The following is a 14,931-nucleotide window of genomic DNA, read 5'->3' as shown; positions in this document are numbered from 1 at the left end:
ACACCCATCAATCGGACCAGGCCGTGATGGGCGCAGGCTCTTCAATACCCCGCGAAGGCATTCTCCAGAACCTCGATCCGTCCGGCACTGTCCACAACAGCAACATCGAAGCGGATGTCCGTGAGCTGGCCCGTGGGCAGGGTGCCCAGGAATTCCTGCGCGGTCTGCATGATCCGCTCCATCTGGCGGCGCGAGATCCGGGCCAGGGCGGCCGCATGGCTTCGGCTTTTCTTGACCTCGACGAAGACGACGGAGTCGCCCTCGCGGGCGATCAGGTCGATCTCTCCGGCGGTGCCGCGCCATCGCTGCCCGATCACCGGGCGCCCCCGCCGGGCGTAATCCGCCGCGACGCATTGCTCGGCGCTTGCGCCGCCGTGATGGTTCATCTGGCCGGACTGACGGCGCTGGGTCACCGGCTGCGGGTCGCGTTCTGGCTGCATGAAATCCTCCGCTCTTCCCCCTCAGTTTGCCTCAGGACACATAAGATTCGATTAATACTCCCGACCGATCGCCAGCGCCCTCTGGTAGACGTCCCGTCGCGGCAGGCCCAGCGCCCCCGCCACCGCCGTGGCCGCGTCCTTCACCCGCATATGGGCCATCGCCTGGCGCAGCGCCGCGTCGATCTCGTCATCGGTGACCGCGCCGCCCTCTGTCGCGGTGCCCACGAGCACGACGTATTCCCCCTTCAGTGTCAGGGTGCCGGCGTCGACCGTGTCCAGCGTTCCCTGCACGACCTCCTCGAATTTCTTGGTCAGCTCCCGGCAGAGCGACACCGGGCGGCCGCCGCCCAGTACCTCGCGCAGATCCTCGAGCAGGGATGCAATTCGTTTCGGGCTCTCGTAGAAGACCAGCGTCGCGCGAGTTGCGGCGAGATCCACCAGTTCCGCGCGGCGGGCCGCCTTCGCCGCCGGCAGGAAGCCGCAGAACAGGAACCGGTCCGTAGGCATCCCGCCGACCGACAGGGCCGACAGCAGGGCCGAGGCGCCGGGCACGGCCGTCACCTCGCCGCCGGCCTCGCGGACCGCGCGGGCAAGGCGGAACCCGGGATCCGCCAGCAACGGTGTCCCGGCCTCCGAGACATAGGCGACTGACCCGCCCGCCGCGATCCGGTCGACGATCCGGGCCCGGTCCCGTTCGGTGCTGTGGTCGTGGTAGGCGACAAGGCTCCGCCCGCCGGGAGTGAGTCCGTGCATTTCCATCAGCCGCCGCGCCGTCCGGGTATCCTCGGCGGCGATCATGTCGGCTGAGGCTAGCACGTCGAGCGCACGCAGCGTGATGTCCCGCGCGTTGCCGATGGGCGTCGCCACGAGGTAGAGGCCGGCACCGAGAGGGCGTGCCTCAAATTTCATCTCTAGACCCTCCGGCAGTGGCTTCTATGATGGCCCGAACCGCGTCCGAGGCCAATCCCACGAGGGAAGCAGCCGGGGCGCCCCGTAGCAAGAGGGAGTCTTCCGCCCATGTCCGACCGCTCGATTCGTCGTCCCGCCGCCCGTATTGCAGCCCTCTTCGCGGCCCTCTGGCTTGCGGCCTGCGGGCAAGTCTCAGTCCCGGCCATCGGTCTCGGCGCTGGCGGCGGTCCGCGAATCGATCCCGGAGCGCCGGTCCAGGTGGCGCTTCTGGTGCCCGGCGGGTCCGCGATCGGCGGAGACGCGATCATCGCGCGGGATCTGGAAAACGCGGCCCGGATGGCGATTGCGGACCTTCAGGGCGTCGAGATCGACCTGCGGGTCTACAACACCGAGGCGTCTCCGGCCGTGGCGGCCAGCGCCGCCCAGCAGGCCGTGGCCGACGGCGCCAAGATCATTCTCGGCCCGCTGCGGGCCGATGCCGCTGCGGCGGCCAGCAGCGCCGTGCGCGACCAGAACGTCAACGTGCTGGCGTTCACCAACACCACCTCGGTCGCCGGGGGCAACCTGTTCATCCTCGGGCCGACCTTCGCCAACACCGCCCGCCGGCTGGTGAGCTACGGCGCGGGCGCCGGGCTCGACCGCTATCTGGTCGTCTACGGCGACGACGCCCAGGGCGCGACCGGCCGCGATGCCATCGCCTCGGCCGTCCGCCAATACGGCGGCACGCTGATGGGCATGGAATCCTACCCGATGACCTCGCAGGCCGCGATCATTGAGGCCGCCCCCCGGATCGCGGCCGCGGCCGACCAGACCGGCGCGAACGCGGTGTTCCTGACCGGCGGCGTGAACGCCGACCTGCCGATCATCGCCACCGCCCTGCCCGAGGCGGGGCTGAGCACCTCGCAGGCCACCTTCGTCGGCCTGACCCGCTGGGACGCGCTGCCCCAGGCGCTGACCCTGCCCGGGCTTCAGGGCGGCTATTTCGCCCGGCCCGACACCGGCGCGATCACCCGGTTCGAAACCCGCTACGCGGAGACCTACGGCGAGGCGCCGCATGTTCTGGCCGGTCTCGCCTATGACGGGATCGCCGCGATCGGCGCCCTTGTCTCGCTCAACGATCCCAACGCGCTGACCGGCAGTTCGCTGACCCAGGCCTCGGGCTTCACCGGGACCTCCGGCATCTTCCGGCTGCGGCCGGACGGCACCAATGAACGAGGGCTTGCCGTGGCCCGTATCTCGAACAATCAGGTGGTCGTCGTTGACCCAGCCCCAGTCACGTTCGGCGCTGCCGGCTTCTAGGCCGGCCCGCGCGGAGGACGTCAAGACACCCCTCCCGGACAGTCTGATCTGTCCGGCGGAGGACATCTTCGACGCCGCCGCCGTCGCCGCGGAAATCGAACGGATCTACGCCGGCGCCGCGTCCCCGTCGGAGGCGCGGCCCGATGTGGTGGCCTGCCTCAATGCCGCGCGGGGGCGGGGCATGCAGGCCATCGCCGACGCCTTCGCCGCGTCGCCGCGCAACTCGCGCCCGACGAAACGCGCCTATGCCTGGCTGACCGACCAGCTTGTCCACACGACATTCGAGATCGCCACCCGGCGGGCGCATCCCCTGAACAACCCCACCTCCGGAGAGCGCCTGTCGCTGATCGCGGTCGGCGGCTATGGCCGGGGCGAGATGTCGGCCTTTTCGGACGTGGACCTTCTGTTCCTGACCCCGTGGAAGATCACGCCCTGGGCCGAAAGCGTGATAGAGACGATGCTCTACCTGCTTTGGGACCTGAAGCTGAAGGTCGGCCACGCCAGCCGCACGGTGAAGGATTGCCTGCGGCTCGCCAGGACCGATTTCACCATCCGGACCTCGCTGGTCGAGTATCGCTATCTGGCCGGCGACCGCCCGCTGGCGACGGAGCTGGGAGAGCGGCTCTGGTCCGATCTCTTTCGCTCCACCGCCTCGGCCTTCGTCGAGGCCAAGCTGGCCGAACGCTCCGAGCGGCACCGCAAGCAGGGCGGCCAGCGCTACATGGTCGAGCCCAATGTGAAGGAGGGCAAGGGCGGCCTGCGGGACCTGCAATCGCTGTTCTGGATCGGCAAGTACATCTACGGGGTCAAGGACGCGGCCGAGCTGGTCAACCACGGGCTGTTCACGCGGGACGAATACGACACCTTCATGCGGGCCGAGGATTTCCTCTGGGCGGTCCGCTGCCACCTGCATATCCTCGGCAACCGGGCCGTGGACCAGCTGACCTTCGACATGCAGGTCGAGGTGGCCGAGCGCATGGGCTATGCCGACCGGGCGGGCCGGCGCGGGGTCGAGCTGTTCATGCAGGATTACTTTCGCCAGGCCACCCGGGTGGGCGAGCTGACACGGATCTTCCTGACCGTGCTGGAGGCGAACCACACCAAGTCAGAGCCGATGCTGACCCGCATGATCACCCGGCGCAAGACGGCCAAGGCGCCCTATGCCATCAAGCAGAACCGGCTGACCATCGGCGACGAGGCGGCGTTCCTGGGCGATCCGCTCAACATCCTGCGGATCTTCGAGGAAGGGATGCGCACCGGCACCCTGCTGCATCCCGACGCCATGCGGATGCTGTCGGCCAACCTCAGGCGGATCGACGACAAGACCCGGGCCAACCCCGAGGCCGCGCGGATCTTTCTGGGCACGCTGTTGAAGCACGGGAACCCGGAACGCGCCCTGCGCCGGATGAACGAGCTTGGCGTGCTGGCGGCCTACATCCCCGAGTTCGAGCCGATCGTGGCGATGATGCAGTTCAACATGTATCACAGCTACACCGTGGACGAGCACACGATCCAGGTGATCTCGACCCTCGCCCAGATCGAGCGTGAGGAGCTGACCGAAGAGCTGCCCATCGCCTCGTCCATCCTGAAGCACGGGGTGAACCGCAAAGTGCTGTATGCGGCGCTGCTGCTGCACGACATCGGCAAGGGACGGCCCGAGGACCATTCCATCGTCGGAGCCCGGATCGCGCGGACGGTGGCACCCCGGCTCGGACTGAAGAAGAAGGAATGCGAGACGGTCGAATGGCTTGTCCGGTATCACCTGCTGATGTCCGACATGGCGCAGAAACGCGACATCGCCGACCCGCGCACGGTGCGGGATTTCGCCAAGCTGGTGAAGACGCAGGAGCGGCTCGACCTGCTCTGCGTGCTGACCGTCTGCGACATTCGCGGCGTGGGGCCGAACGTCTGGAACAACTGGAAGGCGGCACTGCTGCGGGCGCTCTATCGTCAGACCCGGCGGGCGCTGGCCGACGGGCTCGAGGCGCTCAACCGCGAGGAGCGCGGCACCGAGGCCCGCAAGAAACTGCGCGCGGCGCTCTCGGACTGGACCGAAAAACAGCTTCGCGCCGAGACCGGGCGGCATTACCCGACCTATTGGCAGGGGCTGCACGTCACCGCGCATGTGGATTTCGCCGAACTGCTGCGCGACATCGACGCCGACGAGATCAAGCTGAAGTTGACCCCCGACGAGGACCGCGACGCCACCCGCGTCTGTTTCGTGATGCAGGATCACCCGGGTATCTTCAGCCGCATGTGCGGGGCCCTGGCGCTTGTGGGGGCCGATATCAAGGACGCGCGAACCTTCACCACAAAGGACGGCTGGGCCACCGCCGCCTTCTGGATCCAGGACAACGAGGGCGCGCCCTATGCGGCGGCCAAGCTCAACCGTCTGCGGTCGATGATCGTCAAGACGCTCAAGGGCGAGGTGCTGGCCCGCGAGGCGTTCAAGGACAAGGACAAGCTGAAAAAGCGCGAGCGGGCCTTCAAGGTGCCCACCTCGATCACCTTCGACAACGAGGGCTCCGAGATCTACACGATCATCGAGGTCGACACCCGCGACCGGCCCGGCCTGCTTCATGACCTGACTCGGATGATGGCCGCGTCGAACGTCTATATCGCCTCGGCGGTCGTCGCGACCTATGGCGAGCAGGTCGTGGACAGTTTTTACGTCAAGGACATGTTCGGCCTGAAGTTCCAGCAGGAAAGCCGGCAGAAGGCGCTGGAGCGGCGCCTGCGCGACGCCATCGCCCGCGGTGCGGAGCGGGCCCGGGAATGAAACCCGCCCGTCTGATTTCGGGATTCCTGACGGTCGGCGTCTGGACCCTGCTCAGCCGCGTGCTCGGCTTTGTCCGCGACATCATGATAGCCGGGGTGCTGGGCACCGGCGCCGTGGCCGAGGCGTTCTTCGTCGCCTTCGCCCTGCCTAACATGTTCCGCCGATTCTTTGCCGAGGGCGCGTTCAACATGGCCTTCGTGCCGATGTTCGCCAAGAGGCTCGAGGCGGGCGAGGATGCCGAAGGTTTTGCCCGCGAGGCCTTTGCCGGGCTGGCGAGCGTGCTGTTCGTGCTGACCCTCCTGGCGCAGCTGGTGATGCCCTGGCTGGTCCTTGCGATGGCGGGGGGCTTCGCGGGCGACGAACGGCTGACGCTGGCGGTCGGCTTCGGCCGCATCGTCTTTGTCTATATCCTGTTGATTTCGCTGGCGGCCCTGCTGTCGGGCGTGCTGAACGCGCTCGGCCGTTTCGCGGCCGCCGCCGCAGCGCCGGTTATGCTGAACATCGTGCTCGTCACCATGCTGTGGCTCGGGTCGCAGGGCTACCTGGCCGAGGCCGTGACGCTGGAGGCCGACGCGGTCGCGGGCCTGCCGGGGGTGCACGAGGGCACGATCCTGTCCTGGGGCGTGGTGCTGGGCGGGATCGCGCAACTGGCCCTGGTCTGGGTCGCGGCGGCGCGGGCCGGCATCCGGATGCGGCTGCGCTGGCCGCGGATGTCGCCCGAGATGAAGCGCCTGGCGATCATCGCCGCCCCCGCCGCCCTGGCAGGCGGGGTGGTGCAGGTCAACCTGCTGATCGGGCGGCAGGTCGCCAGCTTCTTCGACGGGGCGGTGGCGTGGCTGTCCTATGCCGACCGGCTGTATCAATTGCCGCTGGGCGTGGTCGGCATAGCGGTGGGCATCGTGCTGTTGCCCGAGCTCTCGCGGCGGCTGGCGGCCGAGGATATGGAGGGCGGAAAATCGGCCTTCAACCGCGCCATGGAATTCGCGCTGGCGCTGACGGTGCCGGCGGCGGTGGCGCTGATGGTGATCCCCGGCCCGCTGGTTTCGGTGCTGTTCGAGCGCGGGGCCTTCGATGCCGCCGACACCGAGTCGACCGCGCTGGCCGTGGCGATCTATGGCCTCGGGCTGCCCGCCTTCGTGATGCAGAAGGCGTTCCAGCCGCTGTTCTTCGCCCGCGCCGACACGAAGCGGCCGTTCTACTATGCGGTGGTGTCGATGCTGGTGAACGCGGTGGTGGCCATCGGGCTGGCGCCCTTCGTGGGCTTTCTCGCGGCGGCCATCGGCACCACGCTGGCGGGCTGGGCGATGGTCGTGCTGCTGGCCAACGGCAGCCGCGGGCTGGGCGAGGCGACGCAGATCGACGACCGCCTGCGCCGGCGCACCGGGCGGATCATCCTCGCCGCGCTGATCATGGGCGCGATCCTGCGCGGCAGCTACATGCTTTTCGAGCCCGCCTTCTCGGCCCCCGGGCTGCGCTACGCCGCGCTTGCCGCGCTCGTCTCCCTCGGGATCGTGAGCTATTTCGCGGTGGCCCATGTGCTGGGCGCAGTGCGGCTGAGCGACCTCAAGGGGGCGACGCGGCGCGGCTAGCGGGTCCGGAGCCGCCGCAGAAGCGCCGCCCAGCCGCCGGGCGCCAGGATCGGGGTCAGCACGAAGCCGGTGGCAAAGCCGCTCAGCTCGGCGATCCAGACCGGCGTTGGCCCGAAGAAGACCGAAAACACGATGTGCAGGGCGACCAGCACGCCGATCAGGCGAAAGGCCATCAGCTGCTGCTCGCCCCGCGCACCGAGCTGCGTCCACAGGATGTAGGTATAGGCCCCGATCAGCCCGTAGGCGGCGGGATAGGCCCCGATCAGCGCGACGTTCTCGGCCACCACCAGACCGAAGACCAGGGCCCCGGCGATCGAGGTCGCGAAGAAGAGGATGCCCAGGGCGAGGTTGCTCAGGACCTCTCCGGCGAACTTGCCCATCGCAAGGGTGATGACGATCGCGAACGCGCTGTTGGTGACGCTGGCATGAATGAACGGGTAGGTGACGAACCGCTTGAGCAGGTCGAAGCTGTAGATCCCCTGCCCGATCACCAGGTCGAGCACGCGCGGGGCGAAGGCGTAATCCTCGACCGCCCAGTTGCGCCAGCCGATGCCGGTGCGCCCGCCGATCAGCCCCGAGGAGGCGAGACCGAAGATCGCCTCGACCCCCAGCATGACTATGACCAGCGCCAGGATGACCGGCGGGATCGGGTTCAGCGGCGATTCCTCTTGCATGGGCGTGCTCTCCTTGACCCTGTCCGACCCCGTGGGTAAGCGAGGCGGATCCGGAAAACCAGCCTTGGACGCATCATGACCGAGACCGCCTTCGCCCCCCGTGTCTTCTCTGGCATCAAGCCGTCGGGCGGTCTGACGCTTGGCAATTACCTTGGCGCGATCAAGCGCTTTGTCGAGAGCCAGAATGCCGGAACCGAGAGCATGTTCTGCGTGGTCGACATGCACGCCATCACCGTCTGGCAGGATCCGGTGGAGTTGCGCCGCGCGACCCGCGAGGTCGCCGCGGGCTATATCGCCAGCGGGATCGATCCGGAACGGGCGATCCTGTTCAACCAGAGCCAGGTGTCGCAGCACGCGGAGCTGGGATGGATCTTCAATTGCGTGGCCCGGCTGGGGTGGATGAACCGGATGACGCAGTTCAAGGAAAAGGCCGGCAAGAACGCCGAGAAGCAATCGCTCGGGCTCTATGCCTATCCGTCGCTGATGGCGGCGGACATCCTTCTTTATCATGCCACCCACGTGCCGGTGGGCGAAGACCAGAAACAGCATGTGGAGCTGACCCGGGATATCGCGGCAAAGTTCAACCACGACTACGGGGTCGATTTCTTTCCGCTCACCAGCCCGGTGATCGACGGGCCGGCGACACGGGTGATGAACCTGCGCGACGGGACGAAGAAGATGTCGAAATCGGGCGAAAGCGACATGGAACGGATCAACATGACCGACGATGCCGACACGATCGCCAAGAAGTTCAAGAAGGCCCGGACCGATCCCGCGCCGCTGCCCGAGACGCTGGAGGCGCTGAAGGACCGGCCGGAAGCGCGCAACCTGGTGGATATCTATGCGGCCCTCTCGGACACCACCGCCGAGACGGTGATCGCCGAGCATGGCGGCGCGGGGTGGGGTCAGTTCAAGCCCGCCCTCGCGGATCTGGCCGTGGAGCGGCTGGCGCCGATCGCGACCGAGATGCGTCGGCTGATGGACGAGCCGGCCGAGATCGACCGGATCCTCGGCCGTGGCGCCGAGCGGGCCCGCGAGATCGCGGCGCCGATCCTGTCGCGCACCTACGAGATCGTGGGCCTCATTCGCAGCTGACCCGCCCCTTTCCAAATGGTGCGGCCCCAGGGGGCCGCGCCGGTCTTGTCGTCGTCCGCCTGCGGCGCACGCCGCCCGTGGGCGCCGCTTTGGAGGGCGTCACCAGCCCAGCAGCCAGATCGCGAGTGGCACCGGCGAGACCGCAAGCACGACGGTCGCGACGAAGGCCAGCGGCGAGAACAGGCGGCTCATGCCGGCCACCATCGCCAGCCCGCCGCCGCCGCCCACCAGGGCGTTGCCGGGGAAATTAAGCGCCACGGCCAGCGCGACATAGCGGTAGCGGATCAGGAACGGGGCGGCGCGGGTCGGGGCGTTCTCGGTGAAGAAGGCGGCCCGTTCCTTCGGATCCATCCCGCTGCCCCGGGCGACCAGCCCGGCCGCGCGGCGCAGCCCCAGCGACAGGAACAGCCGGGCGAGAAGGCCCGGCTGCACCAGTCGCCCGACCGCGTAGGCGATCAGCAGGGCCCCGACCATGCAGAAATAGACCAGAGGCGCGGCACTCGCCCCGAAGGCCATCAGCAGGCCGAAGCCGATCTCGGCCCCCGGCACGAAAGGGATCGCGGCGAGGATGACATAGGCCACGACCACGGTCACGATCATGCGGCCTCCCATGGAGAATTCGGCCTCCAGCCAAGGCGGCAGGCTGTGCGACAGGTAGAACCCGAGCCCCAGAGCGATCAGGTAGGCCGCGCCCAACGGGATCAGCCGCCGCCGCCGCGCGCCGGGGCCATTACGATCGCCAATGTCCGGAGTCTTGCCGATCCTCCCGTCCCCCGTGCGATCCATCTGCGCATCCGCGCACCAAACACGTGTACACCAGTGAACTTACACGACGCGACCCACTTGCTATGTCTATTGCACCAATGGAGAAACATGATGCCCTATTCCGCCCCGGCCGCAACCCGCATCGGTCATGTCCACCTGAAGGTCTCCGACCTTGATCGGGCCATCGCCTTCTACTCGGGCGCTCTCGGCTTTTCCCTCACCCAGCGCTACGGGCAGCAGGCCGCGTTCCTCGGGGCCGGGGGATATCACCACCACATTGGCCTGAACACCTGGGACAGCGCGGGCGGCACCCCGCCGCCGGCCCGGCACACCGGGCTTTACCACAGCGCCTTCCTCTACCCGGACCGGGCGGCACTTGCGGCTGTGGTCAAGCGGGTGGTGGACGCCGGCATCGCCATCGACGGGGCGGCGGACCACGGGGTCAGCGAGGCGGTCTATCTGCGCGACCCCGATCAGAACGGCGTCGAGCTCTATCGCGACCGCCCCGAGGCGGACTGGCCGCGCGACGCGGACGGTCAGATTGCGATGTTCAACCGACCGCTCGACGTGCCGGCGCTGCTCACCCTCGCCTGAGACCGGCGCAATCGGCTCGCGCGGGCTGGACCTCTTGCGGGGGCTCGCCTAGCGTCGCCGCGCGACAGCCAGGGAGGATGCGATGGCGACCGGGACGAATATCCGCACGTGGTTCAACGGCACCTGGCATGAGGGTGACGTGCCGGTCATGCAGGCCTCCGACCACGGCGCCTGGCTGGGCTCGTCGGTCTTCGACGGGGCGCGCTACATCAACGGGCTCACCCCCGACCTCGAAGCGCATTGCGCCCGGGTCAACCGGTCCGCCCAGGCGCTGATGCTTACACCGCACCTCTCCACCAAAGAGATCATGACCATCGTGCGCGAGGGGCTCGCGCTCTATCCCGATGACGCCGCCGTCTACATCCGGCCGATGTACTGGGGCATCGCCTGCGGGATGAGCGCAATCGTGCCGGGCGAGGGGACGCCGGGGTTCTCCGTCTGCCTTGAGGAATTGCCGATGGCCCCGCCCGAAGCCTCGGTCGCGGTGACCACGACCCGCTTTCGCCGCCCGGTCATGGAGGACGCGGTGGTCAACGCCAAGGCGGGCTGCCTCTACCCCAACAACGCGCGGATGCTGGCCGAGGCGCGGTCGCGCGGGTTCCAGAACGCGCTGGTGACCGACGCCATGGGCAACCTGGCCGAGAGCGCGACGGCGAACGTCTTTCTGGTGCGCGACGGCGAGGTCCTGACGCCGATCCCGAACGGCACCTTCCTCGCGGGGATCACCCGGGCGCGGCATATCGCGAACCTGCGGGCGGATGGGGTCAAGGTGCACGAGCAGGTGCTGACCCTCGACGATGCCCGCGCGGCGGACGAGATCTTTCTCAGCGGCAACATGAACAAGGTCACCCCGGTGACGGCCTTCGACGACCGGCAATACCAGATCGGCCCGGTGACGCGCCGCGCCCGGGATCTCTATTGGGATTGGGCCGCCACCTTCGGCTGACGGATTGCCACGACCCGCGCGGCGGGTCATGCTGCGGGTCAGGGAGTGCCGCTCATGCGCAAGTTTCTTGTTGTGCTCGATGACAGCCGCGAATGTCTCAACGCGATGCGCTTTGCCGCGATGCGGGCGTCCAAGTCGGGCGGCGGGGTTGCCGTTCTGTCGGTCATCCCGCCCGACGAGTTCAACCACTGGGTCGGCGTCGGAGAGATCATGCGCGCCGAGGCCCGCGAGCGGATCGAGGTCCATTTCGAGGTCTTCGCCAAGTGGATGCGCGACAAGCAGGCCATCGACCCCGAGCTGGTGATCCGCGAGGGCGAGCCGGTGCCCGAGATCCTCGCCCTGATCAAGGACGACCCCGAAATCGGCGTGCTCGTGCTTGGGGCGGCGGTCGACAAGAAAGGCCCCGGCCCGCTCGTGTCCCAATTGTCGCGGAGCGCGGGTTCGCTGCCGGTGCCGATCACCATCGTGCCCGGAGATATCTCCAAGGAACGGCTGGAAGCGATCACCTGATCGCCCGAGGCTCCGGCCCTACCCCCCGATTTCTGAAATGCCGCGCCGCTTTCCGTGAGGATTGCAACTGAACCGCATCGTTCACTTTTTTGCGCGAGGGAAAATCGCGTGATGGAAGATTTCACATAATCCACAGGAACGGACCGCGACGGTGCAGGCCGGCAAAGGCCAGTGTGCAGCATGGCACGAAACTCGGTCCACTGTCCGGCGCGGCCGATTGCAAGCCCCGCAACCCCTCACACCGGCGCGTTTTTTCGTGATCGGCCAAAGGCTTTCCGGGCCCCGATCGGACCCCAATCTCTCTCTCACCAACCGCGGCACACGACGCCGCCAGATCACAACAGACCAACGATCCTGGAAAGGATATCACCATGACCCGCATTATCGCACTCGCCCTCGCCGCCACTGTCAGCACCGCTTCGCTCGCCTCGGCCGACAGCTACTTCGGCATCATCGACGCGCAGGGCGGCAGCTCGATCCTCGACCTCGGGACCGTCGTCTCCGAGACCGGCGGCGTTGTCGAAATCTACAAGGGCGACACGGTGATCGGCTCCCAAGCCGTCCGTGCCGGGGCCAATTCCAACGTCCGCATCAACGTGAACGCCACGCCGGTGTCCGATGTGACGGCCGTCCTGCGCTCCGGTGACCAGGTCCTCGACGAAGCCCGGATCGACATCAGCCGCATGTAATCGGGCGCCTGTCGCGGCGGCCGGGCCAAACGCAGGCCCGGCCGCCCGACCCGCCCCCCCGATCATTCGCGGAGTTCTCCGCAACGACCATCCTTTGAAAGGCTATCCCATGACACGCACCATCGCACTCGCACTCGCCGCCGCAGCAACCCTCGGCACCGCCACCGTCGCCTCCGCCGACAGCTACTTCGGCATCATCGACCGTCAGGGCGACAGCGCCATCCTCGACCTCGGCACCGTGGTTTCCGAAGCTGACGGCGTCGTCGAGATCTACAACGGCGACACCCTGCTGGGCAGCTCGGCCGTGCGCGCCGGCGCCAACGGCAATGTCCGCGTCAACGTCAACACGCCGCCGCTGACCGACGTGACAGCGCAGCTGCGCTCGGGCGATGCGGTTCTGGCCGAGCGTCAGATCGACATCAGCCGGAATTGAGCCTTCGGGCGCCTCTCCTCCCGGTCGCGGGCGGCGCTCCGGCGCCGCCCGTTGCCATTTTAGAACTATTCCAAACCCCTTGACCCGACGGGGTCCAGAGCGCATATACTAGGTAACAGACAAGGGGTCATCCATGTTCATCCAGACCGAATCCACGCCCAATCCCGCGACGCTGAAATTCCTGCCGGGCCAGACCGTTCTGGAAACCGGCACGGCGGATTTCCCGAGCGCGGAGGCGGCGACCACCTCCCCGCTGGGGCGCCGCATCTTCGCGGTCGGCGGTGTGCGCGGCGTCTTCTTCGGCGCCGATTTCGTGACCGTCACCAAGGACGACGAGCTTGAATGGGATCACATGAAACCCGCGATCCTCGGAGCGATCATGGAGCATTTCCAGTCCGGTGCGCCGGTCATGGAGGGCGACAGCACCGCCGGTGCCGGCGGCCATGCCGAGCATCACGGCGAGGACGGCGAGATCGTCACCCAGATCAAGGAGCTGCTGGACACCCGCGTGCGCCCCGCCGTGGCCCAGGACGGCGGCGATATCACGTTCCACGGCTTCGAGCGCGGCATCGTCTACCTGCACATGCAGGGCGCCTGCGCCGGCTGCCCGTCCTCGACCCTGACCCTCAAGATGGGGATCGAGAACCTGCTGCGTCATTACATCCCCGAGGTCGTGGAGGTGCGGCCCGTCGCCGCCTGAGACGATGAGCGCGGACAGGGTCGAAGTCGAAAACGTCAACCACCCGGGCCAGTCCTCGCGGGTGGACGCCGCCAAATACGGAGCGATCAGGACGCTGATGCTGTCGGCCCTGCCCGCGGCGGAACCGGGGATGACCACCGATCATATCAAGGACGCGATCCGCCCGGATCTTCCGCAGGACCTGTTTCCGCAGGGCAAGACCTTGGGCTGGTGGGTGAAATGCGTGCAGCTGGACCTCGAGGCCAAGGGCGCCATGGTCCGCCTGCCGACCAAGCCGCTCAGCTTCCTGCGCACCTGATTGACGGACGTGGTGTTTGACCCCGGCGTTCTCGCCTTCGATACCAGCGGGCCGCATGTTTCGGCCGCTGTCATGGTGCACGGCCAGCTGACCGCGCGAACGGAAGCGATGAGCCGGGGCCAGGCGGAGCGGCTGATGCCTCTGCTGGAAGAATTGCTGCAGGAAGCCGGCCTCGCCTATGGGAAGTGCGATGCGCTGGCCGTAGGGATCGGGCCCGGCAATTTCACCGGAATACGGATCGCCGTTTCGGCCGCCCGTGGCCTTTCGCTCGGGCTAGGGGTGCCGTGTTTCGGCATCTCCAGCTTCGACATGCTGCGCGGTGACGTGGGCCACGGCGCCGAGATCGTCAGCCTGCCCGCGCCGCGCGACCAATGCTACGTGCAAGCCTATCGCGACGGCGCCCCGCAGGGTGCACCGCGGCTGATCGACCCGGCCAGCCCGCCTGGCGACCTTGGCCTGCACACCGCCGTGGTCGTGCGCGGACACCGCGCCGCCGAGATCGCCCGCGCCCTGGGCGCCACGGCCGAAGAAGTCGCCCTGACCGATCACGCCGCCCGGATGGTCCCCCTCGCCGCCCGCAGACTGGCGCGGCAGACGCCGCCCGGACGGCCCGCGCCCCTTTACGTGCGGCCCGCGGACGCCGCCCCGCCCTCCGATCCCCCGCCCGTGATCCTGCCATGACGCCCGAGGCGCTGGCCGCGCTCTATGCCGCGGCCTTCGACGATACGCAGCCCTGGACGCCCCGGGATTTCTCGGACCTCCTCGCAAGCCCCGGCGTGTTCCTGCTGGGCGATGCGCGGGCGATCCTGCTGGGCCGCGCCATCGCCGGCGAAGCGGAGCTGCTGACCCTCGCGACCCATCCCGCACAGCGCCGGAAGGGGCTTGCTCGGGCGCTGATCGACGCCTTTCACGCCGAAGCCCGCAGCCGGGACGCGTCCGACGCTTTCCTCGAAGTCGCCGCCGACAACGCCCCGGCGCGTGCGCTTTATGTCGCGTCCCGCTATCGCGAGGCCGGGCGGCGGAAGGGCTATTACCGCCGTGCGACCGGCCCGGCCGTGGACGCATTGCTGCTTCGCCAGGTGCTGGCTGACCCCAATTGACGCTCCGTCACAAGATGAAACCTGAGGCATCGGCCTTTTCCGAGGGCATGCAACCCCCAGAAAGCTATTGACCCTCACCTGCCCCCGTTGCCTTATCCCAACATGATCCGG

General features: G+C 68.0%; 17 protein-coding genes. 13 read left to right on the top strand and 4 right to left on the bottom strand.

Translation table 11 applies throughout. The annotated features are described in order from the left end of the window. Window positions 1-41 precede the first annotated feature (41 nt). Both ROA7023_RS03635 and rsmI read right to left on the bottom strand, forming a co-directional pair. Window positions 42-440: a YraN family protein gene (locus ROA7023_RS03635; protein WP_085877640.1), complete on the bottom strand. Its 399-nt coding sequence runs from the start codon at window positions 438-440 to the stop codon at window positions 42-44. Between the two features lie 51 nt (window positions 441-491). Further along, entirely contained in the window at window positions 492-1,349 is an 858-nt protein-coding gene (gene rsmI / locus ROA7023_RS03630; RefSeq protein ID WP_085877639.1) for a 16S rRNA (cytidine(1402)-2'-O)-methyltransferase, read from the bottom strand. A 108-nt stretch (window positions 1,350-1,457) separates the two neighbouring features. On the opposite strand from rsmI, the gene ROA7023_RS03625 reads away from it, so the two are divergent. Genes ROA7023_RS03625 through murJ form a run of 3 tightly spaced genes read left to right on the top strand, consistent with a single transcriptional unit; the run spans window position 1,458 to window position 7,016 of the window. Beyond that, on the top strand, window positions 1,458-2,648 hold the full coding sequence (locus tag ROA7023_RS03625; protein ID WP_085877638.1) for a penicillin-binding protein activator: 1,191 nt from the start codon (window positions 1,458-1,460) through the stop codon (window positions 2,646-2,648). Beyond that, window positions 2,608-5,427 (top strand): [protein-PII] uridylyltransferase, encoded by a 2,820-nt coding sequence (locus ROA7023_RS03620; protein WP_370739190.1) that lies wholly within the window; start codon window positions 2,608-2,610, stop codon window positions 5,425-5,427. The genes ROA7023_RS03625 and ROA7023_RS03620 overlap by 41 nt, the downstream gene beginning before the upstream one ends. Next, entirely contained in the window at window positions 5,424-7,016 is a 1,593-nt protein-coding gene (gene murJ / locus ROA7023_RS03615; protein WP_085877636.1) for a murein biosynthesis integral membrane protein MurJ, read from the top strand. The genes ROA7023_RS03620 and murJ overlap by 4 nt, the downstream gene beginning before the upstream one ends. Here murJ and ROA7023_RS03610 read toward each other — a convergent pair. After that, complete coding sequence (locus tag ROA7023_RS03610) at window positions 7,013-7,690, bottom strand: rhomboid family intramembrane serine protease (RefSeq protein WP_085877635.1); 678 nt, start codon at window positions 7,688-7,690, stop codon at window positions 7,013-7,015. The two genes, murJ and ROA7023_RS03610, sit on opposite strands and share 4 nt — an antisense overlap. Window positions 7,691-7,765: 75 nt before the next feature. Here ROA7023_RS03610 and trpS point away from each other — a divergent pair, with 75 nt between their 5' ends. Next, on the top strand, window positions 7,766-8,785 hold the full coding sequence (trpS, locus tag ROA7023_RS03605) for a tryptophan--tRNA ligase (RefSeq protein WP_085877634.1): 1,020 nt from the start codon (window positions 7,766-7,768) through the stop codon (window positions 8,783-8,785). 99 nt (window positions 8,786-8,884) lie between these two features. Here trpS and ROA7023_RS03600 read toward each other — a convergent pair whose 3' ends face one another. Then, window positions 8,885-9,571: a hypothetical protein gene (locus ROA7023_RS03600; RefSeq protein WP_085877633.1), complete on the bottom strand. Its 687-nt coding sequence runs from the start codon at window positions 9,569-9,571 to the stop codon at window positions 8,885-8,887. A gap of 90 nt (window positions 9,572-9,661) precedes the next feature. Between ROA7023_RS03600 and ROA7023_RS03595 the strand changes: the two genes are divergently transcribed. From ROA7023_RS03595 to ROA7023_RS03555, 9 genes are all read left to right on the top strand, one after another. Further along, window positions 9,662-10,144, top strand: coding sequence for a VOC family protein (locus ROA7023_RS03595; RefSeq protein WP_085877697.1), 483 nt, complete (start codon window positions 9,662-9,664; stop codon window positions 10,142-10,144). Between the two features lie 82 nt (window positions 10,145-10,226). Then, entirely contained in the window at window positions 10,227-11,090 is an 864-nt protein-coding gene (locus ROA7023_RS03590; protein ID WP_085877632.1) for a branched-chain amino acid aminotransferase, read from the top strand. Window positions 11,091-11,144: 54 nt separating this feature from the next. Beyond that, window positions 11,145-11,600, top strand: coding sequence for a universal stress protein (locus tag ROA7023_RS03585; RefSeq protein ID WP_085877631.1), 456 nt, complete (start codon window positions 11,145-11,147; stop codon window positions 11,598-11,600). Between the two features lie 371 nt (window positions 11,601-11,971). After that, window positions 11,972-12,289, top strand: coding sequence for a hypothetical protein (locus ROA7023_RS03580; RefSeq protein ID WP_085877630.1), 318 nt, complete (start codon window positions 11,972-11,974; stop codon window positions 12,287-12,289). Between the two features lie 109 nt (window positions 12,290-12,398). Continuing rightward, window positions 12,399-12,722, top strand: a complete 324-nt coding sequence (locus ROA7023_RS03575; protein WP_085877629.1) for a hypothetical protein — start codon at window positions 12,399-12,401, stop codon at window positions 12,720-12,722. 133 nt (window positions 12,723-12,855) lie between these two features. Then, on the top strand, window positions 12,856-13,422 hold the full coding sequence (locus tag ROA7023_RS03570; RefSeq protein ID WP_085877628.1) for a NifU family protein: 567 nt from the start codon (window positions 12,856-12,858) through the stop codon (window positions 13,420-13,422). Between the two features lie 4 nt (window positions 13,423-13,426). Next, window positions 13,427-13,720, top strand: coding sequence for a DUF6958 family protein (locus ROA7023_RS03565; RefSeq protein WP_085877627.1), 294 nt, complete (start codon window positions 13,427-13,429; stop codon window positions 13,718-13,720). A gap of 9 nt (window positions 13,721-13,729) precedes the next feature. Beyond that, the gene (gene tsaB / locus ROA7023_RS03560; protein ID WP_143535433.1) at window positions 13,730-14,401 is read left to right on the top strand and encodes a tRNA (adenosine(37)-N6)-threonylcarbamoyltransferase complex dimerization subunit type 1 TsaB; all 672 of its coding nucleotides are present in this window, start codon (window positions 13,730-13,732) and stop codon (window positions 14,399-14,401) included. Next, the gene (locus ROA7023_RS03555; protein WP_085877626.1) at window positions 14,398-14,820 is read left to right on the top strand and encodes a GNAT family N-acetyltransferase; all 423 of its coding nucleotides are present in this window, start codon (window positions 14,398-14,400) and stop codon (window positions 14,818-14,820) included. The genes tsaB and ROA7023_RS03555 overlap by 4 nt, the downstream gene beginning before the upstream one ends. The last annotated feature ends 111 nt before the right edge of the window (window positions 14,821-14,931 follow it).

Origin of the sequence: Roseisalinus antarcticus (genome assembly GCF_900172355.1) — a bacterium.
Taxonomy (GTDB): Bacteria; Pseudomonadota; Alphaproteobacteria; order Rhodobacterales; family Rhodobacteraceae; genus Oceanicola; species Oceanicola antarcticus_A.
This window is presented reverse-complemented; position numbering and strand designations above follow the sequence as displayed.